The 16715-nt window shown below is 46.6% G+C and carries 14 protein-coding genes; 5 read left to right on the top strand and 9 right to left on the bottom strand.

Going from position 1 to position 16715, the window contains the following annotated elements; translation table 11 throughout:
- Positions 1–29: 29 nt before the first annotated feature.
- Positions 30–1415, top strand: a complete 1386-nt coding sequence (locus MCG46_RS08130) for a sodium-dependent transporter (RefSeq protein ID WP_240279200.1) — start codon at positions 30–32, stop codon at positions 1413–1415.
- Positions 1416–1463: 48 nt separating this feature from the next.
- On the opposite strand, the gene MCG46_RS08135 is transcribed toward MCG46_RS08130, so the two are convergent.
- The 8 genes from MCG46_RS08135 to MCG46_RS08170 all read right to left on the bottom strand — a co-directional run bounded on the left by MCG46_RS08135 (position 1464) and on the right by MCG46_RS08170 (position 8561).
- Positions 1464–2150: a hypothetical protein gene (locus MCG46_RS08135; protein ID WP_240279202.1), complete on the bottom strand. Its 687-nt coding sequence runs from the start codon at positions 2148–2150 to the stop codon at positions 1464–1466.
- A gap of 23 nt (positions 2151–2173) precedes the next feature.
- The gene (locus tag MCG46_RS08140; protein WP_240279204.1) at positions 2174–2869 is read right to left on the bottom strand and encodes a hypothetical protein; all 696 of its coding nucleotides are present in this window, start codon (positions 2867–2869) and stop codon (positions 2174–2176) included.
- Between the two features lie 249 nt (positions 2870–3118).
- Positions 3119–4465: a S1C family serine protease gene (locus tag MCG46_RS08145; RefSeq protein ID WP_240279213.1), complete on the bottom strand. Its 1347-nt coding sequence runs from the start codon at positions 4463–4465 to the stop codon at positions 3119–3121.
- A 210-nt stretch (positions 4466–4675) separates the two neighbouring features.
- Complete coding sequence (spoIVA, locus tag MCG46_RS08150; protein ID WP_020223273.1) at positions 4676–6154, bottom strand: stage IV sporulation protein A; 1479 nt, start codon at positions 6152–6154, stop codon at positions 4676–4678.
- 260 nt (positions 6155–6414) lie between these two features.
- Entirely contained in the window at positions 6415–6708 is a 294-nt protein-coding gene (locus tag MCG46_RS08155; protein WP_020223274.1) for a hypothetical protein, read from the bottom strand.
- 8 nt (positions 6709–6716) lie between these two features.
- The gene (locus MCG46_RS08160) at positions 6717–7124 is read right to left on the bottom strand and encodes a hypothetical protein (RefSeq protein WP_240279215.1); all 408 of its coding nucleotides are present in this window, start codon (positions 7122–7124) and stop codon (positions 6717–6719) included.
- Positions 7117–7572, bottom strand: coding sequence for a MarR family winged helix-turn-helix transcriptional regulator (locus tag MCG46_RS08165; protein WP_020223276.1), 456 nt, complete (start codon positions 7570–7572; stop codon positions 7117–7119). Before MCG46_RS08165 ends, MCG46_RS08160 begins: the two co-directional genes overlap by 8 nt.
- A gap of 137 nt (positions 7573–7709) precedes the next feature.
- Positions 7710–8561 carry a DegV family protein gene (locus MCG46_RS08170; protein WP_020223277.1) on the bottom strand — a complete coding sequence of 284 codons (852 nt, stop codon included), beginning with the start codon at positions 8559–8561 and terminating at the stop codon, positions 7710–7712.
- 469 nt (positions 8562–9030) lie between these two features.
- Between MCG46_RS08170 and dnaE the strand changes: the two genes are divergently transcribed.
- From dnaE to MCG46_RS08190, 4 genes are read left to right on the top strand one after another with little or no spacing between them, the layout of a single operon-like run.
- Positions 9031–12114 carry a DNA polymerase III subunit alpha gene (gene dnaE, locus MCG46_RS08175; protein ID WP_240279217.1) on the top strand — a complete coding sequence of 1028 codons (3084 nt, stop codon included), beginning with the start codon at positions 9031–9033 and terminating at the stop codon, positions 12112–12114.
- A gap of 37 nt (positions 12115–12151) precedes the next feature.
- Positions 12152–12814 (top strand): response regulator transcription factor, encoded by a 663-nt coding sequence (locus MCG46_RS08180; RefSeq protein ID WP_020223279.1) that lies wholly within the window; start codon positions 12152–12154, stop codon positions 12812–12814.
- A complete protein-coding gene (locus MCG46_RS08185; protein ID WP_020223280.1) occupies positions 12804–14273 on the top strand; it encodes a sensor histidine kinase in 1470 nt (489 codons plus the stop codon). Before MCG46_RS08180 ends, MCG46_RS08185 begins: the two co-directional genes overlap by 11 nt.
- 26 nt (positions 14274–14299) lie before the next feature.
- Positions 14300–14983: a tRNA1(Val) (adenine(37)-N6)-methyltransferase gene (locus MCG46_RS08190; protein ID WP_240279219.1), complete on the top strand. Its 684-nt coding sequence runs from the start codon at positions 14300–14302 to the stop codon at positions 14981–14983.
- 324 nt (positions 14984–15307) lie between these two features.
- Here the strand turns inward: MCG46_RS08190 and MCG46_RS08195 are convergent, their stop codons facing one another.
- The gene (locus MCG46_RS08195) at positions 15308–16489 is read right to left on the bottom strand and encodes a hypothetical protein (protein WP_240279220.1); all 1182 of its coding nucleotides are present in this window, start codon (positions 16487–16489) and stop codon (positions 15308–15310) included.
- Positions 16490–16715 lie beyond the last annotated feature (226 nt).

Genomic DNA, 16715 nt, shown 5'->3' on the forward strand with positions numbered 1-16715 from the left:
AAAACAAGGTTTAAAAAGGGGAGCAGGAAATGAATTCTAAACGAGGACAATGGGCTAGTAATCTGGGCTTTATTCTGGCCGCGGCAGGCAGTGCTGTCGGCTTAGGCAATATCTGGAAGTTTCCAGGCAAAATCGCAGCTTACGGCGGCGGAGCGTTTTTGCTTTTGTATGTACTGATCGTCGCCTTGATCGGCTTGCCAGTCATGCTGGCGGAATTATCCATCGGGCGGGCAACGCAGAAAAATGTCGTCGGCGCGTTTCACAGCTTGAACCGGCGCTGGACTTTCTGCGGCGCACTGGGTGTGATCACGTTGTTTGTTATTTTATCCTATTACTGTATTGTCGGCGGCTGGGTAACGAAATATGTTTTTGTATATTTAACCGGTGCGCACTTTCCGGCAACGGCAGCACCGTTCCAGGATTTCTTCGTACAGTTTATTTCAGCACCGGTGCAGCCTCTGCTGTGGGGAGCTTTGTTTTTAGGCGTATGCATTTTTGTTGTTGTACGCGGAGTTTCCAGCGGAATTGAAAAGTTCAGTAAGTTTTTGATGCCGTGTTTGTTTCTGCTGCTGATTGCAATCATGCTTCGTGCGGTCACTTTGCCGAACGCTTGGGAAGGCGTTAAGTATCTGTTTGAAATCCGGCCGGAGGCGATCAATGGTGATACACTTGTCGCGGCTTTGGGGCAGGCCTTTTTCTCTTTGTCAGTCGGAATGGGGATCATGGTAACCTATGGTTCGTATGTTCCCAAAAAAGAAAATCTTTTGCGCAGTGCGGTGATGATCTGTTTTTTGGATACGCTGGTTGCGATTTTAGCCGGCTTGGCAATTGTCCCTGTGGTTTTTGCTACAATGGGGGCTGAAGGCCTGGGCATGGGCGGCGGCTTTGCTTTCATGGCGCTGCCGGAGGTTTTTGCGATGATGCCCGGCGGTGTGTTGTTTGGCTTAGCATTCTTTCTGTTATTGTTTCTGGCAGCCCTGACCAGCGCGATCAGCATTTTGGAAAGCTGTACAGCATTCTTAAATGAAGAGCTGCACTGGAGCCGGCTGAAATCGACCTTGCTTTTGGCTGTGCCGATGAGTTTGTTCAGTATTGGCTATTCACTTTCTCAAAACGCGGATCGTGGGCTGAATCTGCCGTGGCTGGATTGGAAGCATGGGCTGCAGTGGCTGCCGATGAACGCGGTCATGGAGAAATTTACAGATAATCTGATGATTCCCTTAGGTGCACTGTTATTCTGTGTGTTTGTCGGCTGGATCTGGGGGGCCTCCAAAGCTGCGAAGGAAATCCGCGGCGAGGCGCAGAAACCATTCAAACTGGAAAAATTCTGGAGTTTTATCGTCCGATATGTGGCGCCGGTTGTGATTTTAATTATTTTGTATTTTACCTTAATTCAAGGACAAGGTCTTTCTTAACCGAAAAAATGGAAATGAAGCCTTTGTTATGGACGGGTCGGGATGAGATCAAGCTCTCATCGCGGCCTTTTCTTCTTCCTGGATGATTTCCTGCATGCGCAGATACCGCTTTTTAGCCAGTTCACGGATCAGCGGCTGATCACTGAGATAATCGAGAAAAATCTGCAGCTGAGCGAGCATCGGGTTTTGCCGCGTCAGCTGTCTGATAATCGCGGACTGACTGTGCGGTCGGGCTTCTTTGATAAACCAGCGGTATTGTTCTTCGGCGGAAAGCGGCAGCTGAAAAGGATCATTGACAGTCGGCAAAGGGATTGTTTTCAACTGAATTTTATTAGCGAGCTCAGAGCTTAATCCAAGCTCATTGGGCTGAATTGAACATAGCCTTTGAAGATTGGTTTGGGAAAGCGGAGCCTGAACATAAGTAATGACCATCAACGTATCGACAGCATTGCGCTTATCCGCATTCTGAAGCCGAATCAGTTCAAGCACAGCATCTTTGATTCGTTGAGAAAGAGAACGATAGGCGGTAATAATTTGAAGACTAGCTCCAATAGAATTGTTGAGGATTATGGGCAGCATAATCGATTTAGCGGATTTAAGCGTTTGGGAACTGACAGAAATCTGACATACTTCACCAGTTAACGGATCCTGTTGGGCCGTATAGCCGCTTAAAATCATTTTCAGAAGAAGGTCGTTGGTCAGGGTGAAATACTCATTCAGGGAAGGCTGAGACATAAATTAATTCCTCACTTTCTATTTCAGGCTCTCATCGCGGCCTTTTCTTCAATCTGCATGATTTCCTGCATACGCCGATACCGCCGTTCTGCTAAGTCGCGGATTGCTTCCTGATCACTGAGAAAATCCAGAGTCTGCTGAAGCGCTTTGAAAATCGGATCCTGGCTGAATAAAGCTTTTATGATGGAAGAGAGGGTGTGCGGCCGGGCTTCTTTGATGAACCATCGCCATTGATCTTCTTGAGAAAGCGGAAGTTCAAAGTGTTCTTCTTCCGTGGGAAGTGGAATGATGACCATGGATATTTTATCTTCAAAGGGCGTGATGAAGCCAAAATCTGATAAATGCAGCGTACGGGAAGTCATTTTTTTCGGATAGCTCGTTTTGCTTTGCACAAAGGAAACAGCGACAATCGGAGAGAGGTCTTCAATGTTTTTAACGGCAGGAGATTGGGCAGCCATTAATTCACAGGCAAGATCTTTTGTCCGCAATGTAGCAGTCCGCCAGGCAGTGACGGGCTGAGCACCAAGAAATAGGGAATCGTTAACCCGAAGACCGATCCCGATCGAATCTTTGGATTCGAGAGTTTCCGAATCGATAGAAAAAACCAGGGTTGGACTTTCCGCTTTGCCCAAGGCATGGGGCAGGCTGGTCATAACCAGCTTAAAAACTAGATCATTTGTGAGTGTAAAGTACTCGTTGAGCAGCAGTTGTTGCATCATTGTTCCTCGCTTTCTACTTTAATATTGCAATTTTTTCCAAAAAGCCCCGCGAAAAAATAAAAAAAGTTGAATTTCTTCGCGGAAAAAGTGTTTACCTCTGAAACATTTTACATTTTAGAGAAAAATTCGATGAATAATGAATTATAAATATCGAACATAGATCGGTAAATCCGGGCTGAAGGAACAGTTTTCCATATAAAAAAACCTTCCGCTATTAACGGAAGGCTGAATCAGCTGCAGAAGTTAATTTTAGTTTAACGGAACTTCCGGATTGGATTGTGTTTCGCCGTTTTGATTTTGCGGGACAGTCGTATTTTTCTTTTCCTGCAGTGTCAAAGAGACGGTAACGGTGGAACCATTGCGGCTGACCATAATGTCTACGGTATCTCCGACTGAGTAATTGTCCAGAGCCGCGCTGAGGTCCGCAAAAGTCTCTACGACCTGATTGTTGAGGGAGATGATTCGATCACCGGCCTGCAAACCAGCTTTTTCTGCAGAGCTGCCGCTCTCGACATCCGTGATGTAAACCCCCAGGCTGTTGACTCCGTACTGCATTGCGGTCTGCGCATTTTCAATACTCAAGACCGTCACGCCCATCGCCGGCCGTCCTGTTACATAACCATTAGCAATCAGTTCCTGGGCAATCTTGCTGACAAGATTGGAAGGAATTGCAAAGCCTAAACCTTCGACGTCGCTGCCGCTGGATTTGGCTACGACCATGCCGATCAGTTCACCGCGGGAATTGAACAGTCCGCCTCCGGAGTTGCCCGGATTGATCGCGGCATTGGTCTGCAATAACGTCATCTGCTGGTTATCTAAGGTAATCGAGCGGTCTTTGGCACTGATGATGCCGTTGGTCACAGTGCCGCCCAATTCACCTAACGGATTGCCGATAGCGACGGCGGTTTCTCCGACATTCAGATTGTCGGAATCACCGAAGGTAACCGGCGTCAGGCCGCTGGCATTGATCTTCAGTACGGCAACATCGGTCTTGCTGTCCGTGCCGACTAAAACGGCATCGTACGTTGTTCCATCACTGGTGCGAACCTGAATCGTTGAAGCACCGTCGATGACATGGTTGTTGGTGATCAGATAGCCGTCTTCGGAGATGATGACGCCGCTGCCGGCTCCGGTTTGAACATACTGCTGCAGAAAGCTGCTGTTGGTCACTTTTTCAGTTTTAATCTCAACAACGCTCTGCTGATTTAAGGCAGCAACCTGTTCCACGCTCATTTCACTGCCGGCGGCAACGGGCTGAACTTCAACTTTACTGCCGGTCGAACGGTACAACGTTGTGGAGGAATTGTTCATTTGATTGGCTAACAGACCGCCGCCAAAACCAATGCCGCCTGCCAACAGGCCGCAGCAGAGAAATCCGGTGACCATCGTTCGCTTCATGGATTTACGCTGTTTAGCCAGCTCTTTGAGCACAGGATCCGGTTCAGGCTGAACATGGACATGGGCGTAGCTTTCCTGTTCTTTGGTTTCCGCTTGGGCATTGGCGCTTCTATTTTCCTGTGAGGCAGCGGTCATGCCGGCTTCATGTTCACAGTGGTTTTCTTCTGGGATTGGATTTTCATGATTTTCATTCATCATTATCACACCTCTTTCTTTTTACGAGTCTTATTCTAAACTGGCGATGTGACTTCATATTGACTGAAACATGAAGGTTATGTGAAGGCTTGGGAAAACTGATGTTCACGCAGGCAGATTTTGGAGAATTCTGCTGCTCTGCACATGGATTCAAATTAGGCGATAAAGAAAAAGAAGCCCAGACTTTGAGCTTCCTTTTTAACGAAGGGAAAATCAGAGAACGATGGCGATGACGTTGCCTTTGCCGCGGTTGATCAGCTTTGTCAGAATTCCCTGCAGCCGCACCCGTGCTGTTTCCGGAATCATGGACAGTTTAGAGTTCATGCCGTCCTTGATGATATCCGCCAGTTTGCGGCCGAAAATATCGGATTCCCAGATTGCCTGCGGATCGCTTTCCTGATCACGAAGCAGGTAGCTGACCAATTCCTCACTCTGTTCCTTTGAGCCGATAATCGGTTCAAACGTGCTTTCCACATCGACTTTAATCATGTGAATGGAAGGGGCAACCGCTTTGATTCTTACGCCGTAGCGTCCGCCTTGCTTGACAATTTCCGGAGTGGAAAGCTGAATATCGTGAAGCGAAGCGGAGGCAAAACCATAGCCGGTCTGCTTGACCATCTTCAAGGCGCTGCTGATGGCGTCATATTCACGCTTGGCTTCCGCAAATTCCTGCATCAGCTGCATCAGCTGAGCTTTATCTGTAATATCCTGACCGATAATTTCCTTTAAGACCTGATTGTACAGACCGCTTTTGACTTCCAGATCTACGACAGCGACGCCTTTTCCGGTATCCACCGTTGCCAGATTGGCTTTTTCAACATATTCATTCTCATTGAGAATATCGACAATGCCTTCGACTTCACGCAGTTTGGTGATCGCCTTCATGCTTTCTTCGATCGAACTGTTGACACTTTGTTTCAGCCAGTGTTCGTCGGTTAAGACGGAAACCCATTTCGGCATCTGAACGTTGATTTCAGAAACTGGGAATTCATACAGCGCTTCCCGCAGCAGGACGTGAATATCGTTTTCGTCCAGCCGGTTGACCGCCATCGCTAAAACGGGAACTGCGGTTTTTTCCTTTAATTTGTCGACGACGCTTCGGCATTGTATGGATGCCGGATCTTTTGAGTTGACAATAATGATAAACGGCTTACCAATCTGTGTTAATTCCTCGATGACTTCCGTTTCTGCTTCGATATACGATTCGCGCGGCAGATCAGCGATTGAACCGTCAGTCGTGATGACAATGCCGATCGTGGAATGATCCTGGATGACTTTCTGTGTACCGGTTTTGGCTGCTTCATTAAAGGGGATCGCCTCATCATACCAAGGTGTCCGCACCATCCGCATGCCGTTTTCATCTTTATAGCCTTTGGCTTCCGGAATGACAAAACCAACGCAGTCGACAAGCCGGACCTTGACCGTAAAGCCGTCGTCAAAAGCGATTGTCGCGGCGTTGTTCGGAACAAATTTTGGCTCGGTTGTCATGATCGTCTTGCCTTCTCCAGACTGCGGGAGTTCATCAATCATCCGTCCTTTTTCGTATTCATCTTCGACATACGGAATGACGGCCTGTTCCATGAACTTTTTGATGAAAGTGGATTTGCCTACCCGTACTGGTCCGACAATGCCTAAATATATATCGCCGCCAGTTCTTTCACCGATGTTTTTCAAAATTTCTGTCGTTTCCATAACTTCCTCCCTTAGCTATTTGAAGTGTATGAATTTGCCTGAGTCTCTATGCCAGCCCAAGGAGAAAAATAAGCAGAAATGCGTCTGTTGAGGCGGACAGAGAGAAAAACTGAATGCCGGGAATCTGCCGCAAAGACAAAAGAAGTCCAAAATAAAGGAAAGGTCAGCAGGAAAAAGACAAAAAAACAATCCGAAGATCTGCGGACTGTCTTTCTGTTTAAGCTTTGCTTTTTGTTTTATGCAGAAATGAAGCAGCGCTGTTATTTAATTTCGCGTTCCGTGTATTCCGCGTCGATCACATCTTTTTCATCAACATGCGGACGGCTTTGCGAGGTTTGCGAGTAGGCGGAATCCTGCTGCTGTTGCTGCTGATAGTAATCTTGTTGCTGCTGCTGGGCTTTATAAAAGGCTTCACGCTGCTTTTTATTGCGGTAAATAAACCAAGCGATGATGCCGACCCATAACAGAAGTCCGACCAGGGGATAGGCATAAAGCAGCGGCGAAAGAAACTGCAGAATCATTAATAGAATGAAAAAGTATACAATTGATCCCATACTTTGCCCTACGACTTTCTCTCAAAGGTGCTCTTGCAGCGCGGACAGGTAATTTCAATCTTGCCGTGTCCCCGCGGCACGCGGACGGTCTGATGGCAATGCGGACAGCTGAAATATTTGTGCTCCTTATCACTGGCGTTTTTCTTGATCAGCGAGAAGCGGGAACGAACTGGCCGGGTCAGTTCCATGTATTTGAGGTTTTCCTTCTGCCGTTTCCAGGTGTTGCGGGAAAGGGTGCGGAACAGAGAGAGGAAAATCAGAGCATCGGCCAGCAAATTCACAAAGGGACTGCGCAGCGTCAGCATGTTGATCAGCATGACAGCGATCGCAGCGAACAACAGAAAATTGTTCAGCGAATCTGTTCCATAACGTCCGGCCATAAAACGGTAAAGCGAGTTTTTGATCTTATCAAGCATGGTTAGTATTCTCCTTATAATGAAGTTTGCGCATGATCTGCGTGATATCCTGAAAGCTGTGGTGCAGCGTAGCCAGCTCATCTTCGCTCAGCTGCGCGAAATACGGGGTCAAATGGCGAATCTGTTTCTCTTTATACTCCTGCAAAATCACGCTGCCTTGGGAACTGATTGAAATCAGAATGCTGCGGCGGTTGCTGGGATTGGGCTTGCGGGCTACGATCCCCCGTGTGACTAAACCGTCAATCAGCTTGGACAGCTGCTGTTTGGAAATCAGCGTCTGCCGGCAGCAGTCGGCGAGCGTCATTTCACCGCGGCACTGCAGGGTAAACAATACATATAATTGAACAGGGCTGAAATTCTCATTCTGCGCGATTCCCATGGAACGGTTGAGCATCAGCGGCTGCAGATCAAACAAATCTTCCAATACGATGCGAATAGCTTCTTCCATCTTTATCACCTCATGCAAACTATTATACAGAATTTCGCAATCTTGTAAACACGTGTTTACAGACTTCACATGATTTCACATGAAATCTTCACAGGATCTTCACGTTAAGCCAACAGAAAAGCCGTCAAAGCTGGCGGCTAATCGAGCTTTCTGAAATACTGAATCGCCTGGGTATTCAGCCCGGTGTGAACGGCGACGACATTGACAAGCTTAATGATCTGAACCTCTGACTTCGGGAAGGTGCGCCGCAGGATCGCAGCCAGCTGTTCCGCGGTCTGCGGAGCGTCGACATGCGCGACTGTAATGGAATAGTGCTCGTCGATGCTGTCTTCCTTCATGATCTGCACAGCCCGCTCCAACGCGCGGGTATAGGTTCTGACTTTTTCTTTGACGTCAATCCGGCCCATTGTGCGCTGGTTAATCTCCAGAATCGGCTTGATCTTTAATAATCCAGCCAAGGTTGCGGCCAGCGGCGTCAAGCGTCCGCCGCGTTTCAAATGCTGCATGTCGCTTGGCAGAATCAGCGTATTGGTCGTGTCGATCACTTGCTGGCAGGCTGCCTGAATGTCCTCCATCGAAGCTCCCGCCTCCGCCATCTGCTTCGCTGTGCGGATTAGGTATTCCTGAACTACGGCGGTGACATGCGTATCAATCGTGATGATCGGCAGGTCTAACTGCGCTGCTGTGGTCTGCATTGCGCTGATTGTGCCGGACAGACCGCTGCAGATCGGAACGGCAAAGATGAGCTCATAACCTTCCGCCTTTAGTTTTTCAAAACATTCCTGAATCCGCCCCAAAGCCGGCAGGGACGTTGCCATAGCTTTCTGCTGCTGAAGCAGGGTGATCAGCTGATCCTTGTCAATGTCTTCCATATCCTGAAGACTGCGGCCGTCCACACTGATCTGAAGCGGCAGGCTGATGATATCGTCAGCCGCCATTTCGGCTGCGGTTTTTCCGATGCCGCTGTCGGTAACAAAGGCTATTTTCATAGTTCTTCACTCCTTATATCCTTAATTTTAACGCGATCTGATTTAGAAGTAAACTAATATCCACAGACAGAAAAGGCGGTTTGTCGTACATTCAAAGAAGATCAAAGGTTAATAACAAAGAAGAAAAGGTAGAAATAGAGGAAGTCTGTCAGGAAAAGTAAATTTAAGAGAGCGTTTTTTTGATTACAAGCTTTGTTATTGTTAAAAAATAATTTCAAAAATCGGGGAACTAGAAAAAAATTCAATTCGAAATTGACGTCAAACTCATTCTCTTTTATAATTATTTAAGCAGAAAACCCATAAGTCTTTAGCTTATGGGAGGTTCACAATTAACTCAAGAGAAAGAGCGACCATAAAAAACGAAGAGGAATGATCCGGTGAAGATTCAGGCGGTCTGTCAGGCAAAAAGGGTAAGAGTGGCTGAGGCGGCCGCTTTATGGTAAAATAAATACAGAAGGGAGTGCTGAATATGAGCGTTCATCTGCATGCACGAAGTTGTTATACGTTATTAAACAGCACTCTGACCATACCGCAGTTGGTTTCTCAGGCTAAACAGGCAGGTTATGGTGCGATTGCCTGTACGGATGAGAAAGTCATGCACGGCGCGATGGAGTTTTGGAAGTGCTGTCAGAAAGAACAGATTAAACCGCTTTTTGGCTTGGAAATCCAGGTGAAAATTGAAGAAGAAATTGTCGCGATGACGGTGCTGGCACGGGACAACGAAGGCTATGTCGGACTGATGGAAGTATCGAGCCGCCTGTGCGAGGACAATGCGCAGCTGACACTGGATCAGATTCAGCCACATCTGGATCATTGGGTGCTGATTGTTTATGGCGAGGGCGGTTTTGCTGAAAGCGAGCTGATTCAGGAGGACCGCCGTGGGTTGGGTGATAAGCTGGGATGGCTGAAAACGCAGCTTCCGCTGTTTTATATGGCGATTTCGTTCAATGACGCGTCATTCTGGAAATTAAAGAATATTTTATTGAAGCAGGTGTGCGGCGCTCAGGATATCCCGACAGTGGCGCTGTCAAAAATTTATTACGGTAAGGCTGAGGATGCGCAGCTGTTTAAGATTGTCAATGGCATTCGACTGTCCAAGACGATCAATGACAAAACGCTGCCGTCAGTCAATGGCCGTTATCTGCGCACGCCGGCGGAAATGGAACAGCTGTATGACGCTGAGGATCTGCAGGCGAGCGATCACATCGCCTCGATCTGCAACGTGACGATGGAACTGGCAAAGACGACGCTGCCGGCTTTTCCTTGTCCGCAAGGTGTATCTTCAAAGCAGTATTTAACCCAACTGTGCTTGGCAGGATTAAAAAAACGGCGGCAGGGACTGCCGGAGGATCCGGCTTACCGGCGGCGGTTAAAATATGAGCTGGACGTTATTTTGACGATGCACTTTGAAGACTATTTTTTAATCGTCTGGGATTTTATCCGGTTTGCCCGCAAAGCGGGAATTTATGTCGGACCTGGACGGGGCAGTGCGGCGGGATCCTTGGTTGCCTATGTATTGGGGATTACGCATGTGGATCCGCTGCAGTACGGCTTGCTTTTTGAACGCTTTTTGAATCCGGAGCGCATTTCGATGCCGGATATTGATACGGATTTTCCGGATAATCGGCGCGATGAAGTGATTCGGTATGTCGCTGAAAAGTATGGCGAGAAGCATGTCGCACATATCGCTACCTTTGGTACCTTAGGGGCAAAGCAGGTGCTGCGGGACGTCGGACGGGTGATGGAAATCCCGTTGAGGGAAGTGGATATGTTATGCAAGGCGGTGCCGTTTGGCATTAAAATGACGCTGCAGACCGCGATCCAGCAGAATCCGCGCTTTCATCAGATGGTCTATGCCGATCGGCGGTATCAGGAATTATTTGAAACCGCGCTGCGGATTGAGGGACTGCCCCGGCATGTATCGACCCACGCCGCTGGAATCGTGTTCTCACGCGCGGAACTGGATCAGATCTGCCCGACGATCCGAATTGAAAATGATTTGCTTTCCACGCAGTACACGATGGAGCATCTGGAAGAACTGGGCTTAATTAAAATGGATTTTTTAGGACTAAGAAATCTGACGATTATTGATGATATTGTCCAGCGTGTCAATCAGCGGCAGCCTTTGGATATCATGAAAATTCCGCTGGATGACGCCCGAACCTATGCGCTGCTGAAAAAAGTCGATACGGTTGGAATTTTCCAGCTGGAATCGGAGGGCATGAAGAATCTGATCCGCAAAATGCAGCCGGAATGCTTCGATGATATCGTCGCGACGATTGCGCTGTTCCGTCCCGGACCAATGGAAAATATTCCGGAATATCTGCGCTGCCGGACTAGTCCGTCGGCGGTGCATTATCTGCATCCGGATCTTAAGCCAATTCTGGAAAGCACCTACGGTGTGATGATCTATCAGGAACAGATCATGCAGACAGCACAGAAGATGGCCGGGTTCTCGTTGGGCCGGGCCGATGTGCTGCGGCGGGCGATGTCCAAGAAAAAGCTGAAGGAACTGCAGTCGCTGCAGAAGGAATTCATCGGCGGCTGTATTCAGCAGGGCTATGATGAAAAGCTGGCCAACGAGGTCTATGAATTAATTTTGAAATTTGCCAATTACGGCTTCAATAAATCACATTCCGTCGCGTATGGACTGCTGGCATATCAGCTGAGCTATCTGAAAGCTAATTTCCCATTGGAATTCTATACGTCACTGCTCAACAGTGTGATCGGAGCCGAAGGGAAAACAGCTGAGTATATCGACGAGTGCCGGCGGCATCAGGTTCAGATCTTAGGGCCTTCGGTCAATGCCAGCGACGTGCGCTATCTCATCGAAGGCGATGCGATCCGTTATCCGTTATTGGGCATTAAAAATATCGGCTCGGCCGCCTGTCTGCAGCTGTTGGCGGAACGGCAGGAAAAGGGGCCGTTTGCGGATTACTATGATTTCGTCACGCGGATGCTGACGCGCCGGCTGAACCGCAAGATGATCGAAGCGCTGATCGACGCCGGGGCGCTGGATGAGTTCCACGCCAACCGGCAGAGTCTGCGGCTGTCGCTGGAAGAAGCGATCAGTTATGGCGATTTGGTGCGGATTGAGGTCGGCGGGCAGGTGCGGATTGATTTGGGATTGGTATCCAAACCGGTGATGGTCATGGCCAAAGAAGATCCGATTGAACGCAGCGAACGGGAGCGGGAAGCGTTAGGCTTTTATCTCTGCTCGCATCCGATTCTGCAGATCAAAAAGAAATACCAGATTCAGACCGAGCCGCTGATCCGGCTGCTGGCCAAAGGCGGTTATATTGAAGGTTTCGTTTATCTGCAGCGCGTTCGCCAGCACCGCACGAAAAAAGGCGATCTGATGGCGTTTGCCGTCGGTGTTGATGAAACGGCCCAGATCGATCTGGTCATCATGCCGAGTATCTATGCCCGCAGCACGGCCTTTCTCAACAAAGGACAATACGTGTATTTCCAAGGCAAGATGGACAAAGAAGACTCCTGTCTTGTCAATCGGCTGCAGCCGCTGAATTCGGATTTCACGCAGAATTCACAATAAAACGGTACACTGTTGACCATAAGGAAGGATGAGGAACATGGCCAAAATACTTATAGTTGATGACGAACAGATGATCCGCGAGGTCGTTCGGGAATATGCCCTGATCAATGGTTATGAAGTTGCCGAAGCCAGCGACGGCTTGGAGGCGTTGGAATTAGTGGAAAAGGAAGATTTCGACTGCGTGATTCTGGATATCATGATGCCGAAGCTGGATGGTTTTTCCGCATGCAAGCAAATTAAGAAGATCAAGCCGATTCCGATCATCATGCTTTCCGCCCGGCAGGAAGAATACGACAAGCTGTTCGGTTTTGAGTTAGGCGTCGATGACTATGTTGTCAAGCCGTTTTCACCGAAGGAGCTGATGGCGCGTGTGAAAGTGATTCTGGAACGTTTCAAGACCAAGGACAGCGAAGTTCTGCGTTTTGAAGGCCTGCAGATCAACGTCGAAGGCCGTTCCGTAACGGTCGACGGTGAGAAAGCAAACCTGACGCCGAAGGAAATTGATCTTTTGTTATATATGGTCAAAAATAAAAATATCGCGCTGTCGCGGATGAAGCTGCTTGAGGAAGTCTGGGATTACGATTATTTCGGAGATGACCGGACGGTCGATACGCACATCAAAATGCTGCGGCACAATTTAAAAGACTACCGCAAGTTTATCGTGACTGTCCGCGGAATGGGGTATAAGTTTGAAGCTTGATTTTCATGGTATAAAGTTTAATATCTGGCTGTATTTCATGTTATTTGCAGCCGGACTTTTAGCTTTGGTCGGCGGTGCTCAGCTGCTTTTGATCAAACCGTATTACCGCAGCAACAAGATCTCGGCGATCAAGGAGGTTGCGGCGACGATTCAGGAATACGTGATTGATAATCAATGGCTGGATGAGGCGACGATCAAGAAGGCTTCGCAGTTTGCGATCAACAATAACGTCTGTGCTGTCGTCTATAATGACAGCGGCAGCGTCGTCTATAATTCCGATTCACTAGGCGATTCCTGCATCTTCAATCAGACGATGACCGTCGGCTCAACGCAGCTGCAGCCGCTTAAAAACGGCCAGGCGATGCGCGAGCTTCTGATATTAAGCGACGGGGAGCTGTCGGAGGTTTTAGCCAATCAGCGCAGCGATCAGGAAATGATTCTCTATGGCAAGATGGTGCAGGCCAACTTGGCCAATTTCTATCTGTTTGTCAACAGTCCTTTGGAACCTCTGGATTCGACGCTGACGATCTTTCAGGATCAGTTTTTTGCGTTGGCTTTGATCACGTTGTTTTTATCGATTGTCATTTCGCTGTTTATTTCAACAAAGCTGTCGCGGCCGATCGTGCAGATGAAGCATTCTGCCAATGAACTGGCCAAAGGCCATTATGATATTCACTTTGAAGGCAGCTATTTCAGTGAGATTGATCAGCTGGCTGATACGCTGAATGATGCGACGCACAAGCTGAGCAAGGTGGACGAGCTGCGCCGCGACTTGATTGCCAATGTCTCGCATGATATCAAAACGCCATTAACGATGATCAAGGCTTACGCGGAGATGATCCATGATATCTCCGGCGATATCCCAGCCAAGCGCGATGAGCATCTGGACGTCATCGTCAGAGAGGTGGATTATCTGGACCATCTGGTCACGGATATGGCGGAATTGTCCAAGATGCAGTCAGGCAGCTATCAGCTGAAACTGGGAACGTTTAATTTGAATCAGAAGATTCAGAATATCGTTTCGCTCTGTCAGGTCATGATTGACGATCATCATTACCAGCTGGTTATCGAATGTCCGCGCTCACTGACGATGACCGCGGATGAGGTCAAGATCAGTCAGGTGATTTATAATTTCCTGTCCAATGCCTTTAAGCATACCCCGGATGGTAAAAAAATAACGATCCGGGCGTTTGAGAAAAACGATTGGATTCAGGTTGAAGTGGAAGATGAAGGCGAAGGCATTAAAAAGGAAGATCTGCCTTATATCTGGGACCGATATTACAAAATTGACAAGAAATATCAGCGCGCGGCCGGCGGCAGTACAGGACTGGGATTGGCGATCGTCAAGGCAATTCTGGACAGCCACCATGCGGAATACGCTGTTGAAAGTGAGGAGGGGAAGGGCTCCCGGTTCTGGTTCAGAATCCGGCGCTCAGCAGAATGGAAAATCAAACTATAACGGAAAGGCCGCAGGAGAATCGGCGATTGGATTATTTACCAAAGCTGAAATTACCATTGTGGCAGCGCAAGGATATGTTTTGCATGAATACGGATACGGTGCTGCTGGGCGAGCAGATGGTTGTTAAAAGCGGCGAAAGCGTGCTGGATCTGGGATGCAATAATGGAGCGCTGCTGCTGTACGCATCCCGTTTTTCACCCGCTTCTTTGACCGGCGTTGATCTGTTTGCTGAAGCGTTGGCGCTGGCGGAGGAAAACATGCGGATCAACGGACTGGAAGCCGAGCTGATTTGTGCGGATCTGGCTGAATTCAGGCATTTGCCGTTTGATGTTATCGTCTGTAACCCACCCTATTTTAAAACTCCGGATACCGATTCTATCAATAAAAATTCATTTCTGGCAGCGGCACGTCATGAAGCGAGCTGTACGCTGGAAACATTATTTGCTGCCGGTGGGCGTCTGCTGAAAGACAAGGGCCGGTTCTATATGGTGCACCGGGCTGACCGGCTGGCTGAAATCATCGCCGCGCTGTCAGAATCACCGCTGACTTTACGGGAAGCAACACTGGTCTTTGATCACCGCACCCATCAAGCCACTGCGGTTATTTTAGAACTGCGCAAAGGAAAACTAGGCCCGGTTCGATTTCGTGAACCGTTATGGCGGCCTGAAAACGTCGAGAGCTCTGCTGAGAACGCTGGCTTACAACAATAGGCGGCGTTTTTATTTTTGCTTAGGATAAACTTTATCAAAGTGCTAATTTAACTAACTTTTATTAAATAGAGAGATTTTATCGGTTTTGAATGCACTTAGAAGTAGCGAAATGTATGTAATTTATATATTATTGCAATCATATGAGCAGTTAGGGGAAATGGGTCGACTAAAAAATCATAGCCAAAGTCGATAAACTGCCAATAAGACCTACTAAATTAATAAAAAGGAGACACATGATAAAAAAGATTGCAGAAACCATCACTGATGTTAATACTTTCTTAGGCGTTCTTTTAAGCTGGAGTTCTATGCAGTACAATAACAATCTTAAGCCATGAAAAGTTTTTGATTTTCGATCTCTGATTGGATATAGATATTTTCATTATCAAATAGAATTCTAATCGGCTCGTTGTACAGCATTTTCACTGTTTTTATATTATCAGCAAAAGGTCTAATATTGCTGCTCTGCTTTCCAATTAATGTTTGTAAAGTGAGATTTACTCGTTTTATGCCGAGACTTTCCAAATTTTCACCAACTTCAATTAAAGTTTCATCAATTTGAGACTTACTAATAAGGGGGACTTTCTCAATGGCTTTTCCTGTTATGTTGCTAACTGCAGATAAACCCTTTAATAAATAAGATTGAATTGAAGATTTTGATGTCTTTTCAAATTGGTTGTAACATTGGGTATAAAGCTCTCTGTATTGAAACGAGTAATCTTCTATTTTAGTTGCTATTCCATCAATAAATTCAGATCCAAAATTTTCTAAAAGCATAATTTCTAAGAAAGAAGAAAAAGCATAAGAATATAAAGCGACTTGATAATCTTCAAAAAATGATTGGATCTTTTTGAGTCGTTTTTTGATATCTTCATCACTATTTAACAAAGTTTTTTTATCACATTCGGATGTTATTTGATTTCGGCAAAAAATTATGTTTTGATTTGAGGTTTGTTTAATATCCAATACTTTTGTGTAATTGCTACTCTTATATTTATCATTATCCCAATTGTATTTATAATTAGTCAAAATATCATAGAGAAACAATAGATTTGCTTTAAGTTCGGCTTTATTTTTCTCAACTAAAAAACTAATGATTTCCTGCTGTGTTTGTTGAATAGCATCTAGTTTCATATCAATGCAGTATAAAGTGGCAGCAACAGCAAGCGTCATCGGATCAAATGGCATTGGAATAAATCTGGATTGTCCTGCTATTTTCCCTGTTGCATTGCTCGCCGTGGTTCCTATTTGTCCGATACCATCTTTTGCTCGCATTGCATGCTGTCCCTCTTTAATAATGCGTAAACCTAAACCACTCCCATCCAGATTTGTGATGTTCTGCATGGCAGTTGCTATAGGTGTAAAAAATGTTCCTAAAGAAGCTACTTTAGAAAATGGTATTTTTATAGAATTGTTTAAATCAGGTTGCTCGTCTAAGAAGGTTGGATAAAACTCCATTTCCGACATCTTTGCTAACATTTCGTTTTTCTTCGAAAGTAAATTTGGCATTACACTTAGCTCCTTATTTTTATTCATTGTACTATGGATTATGACAATTATCTATACTTGTTGTTTAGTCTTAGACAGTATCTTTGGTTGAAGCCTATGGTAGATTGAATAAAAAGTAAATATGTAAAAACGTATTCAAAGGTAATAAATTTTATATCAAAATAGTTTATTTATAGGCTTTATATTTTGCTTCAGATAAAGGTAAAAATGCTGAAATGAATTCATT

Origin of the sequence: Holdemania massiliensis, assembly GCF_022440805.1 — a bacterium.
Classification (GTDB): Bacteria; Bacillota_I; Bacilli_A; order Erysipelotrichales; family Erysipelotrichaceae; genus Holdemania; species Holdemania massiliensis_A.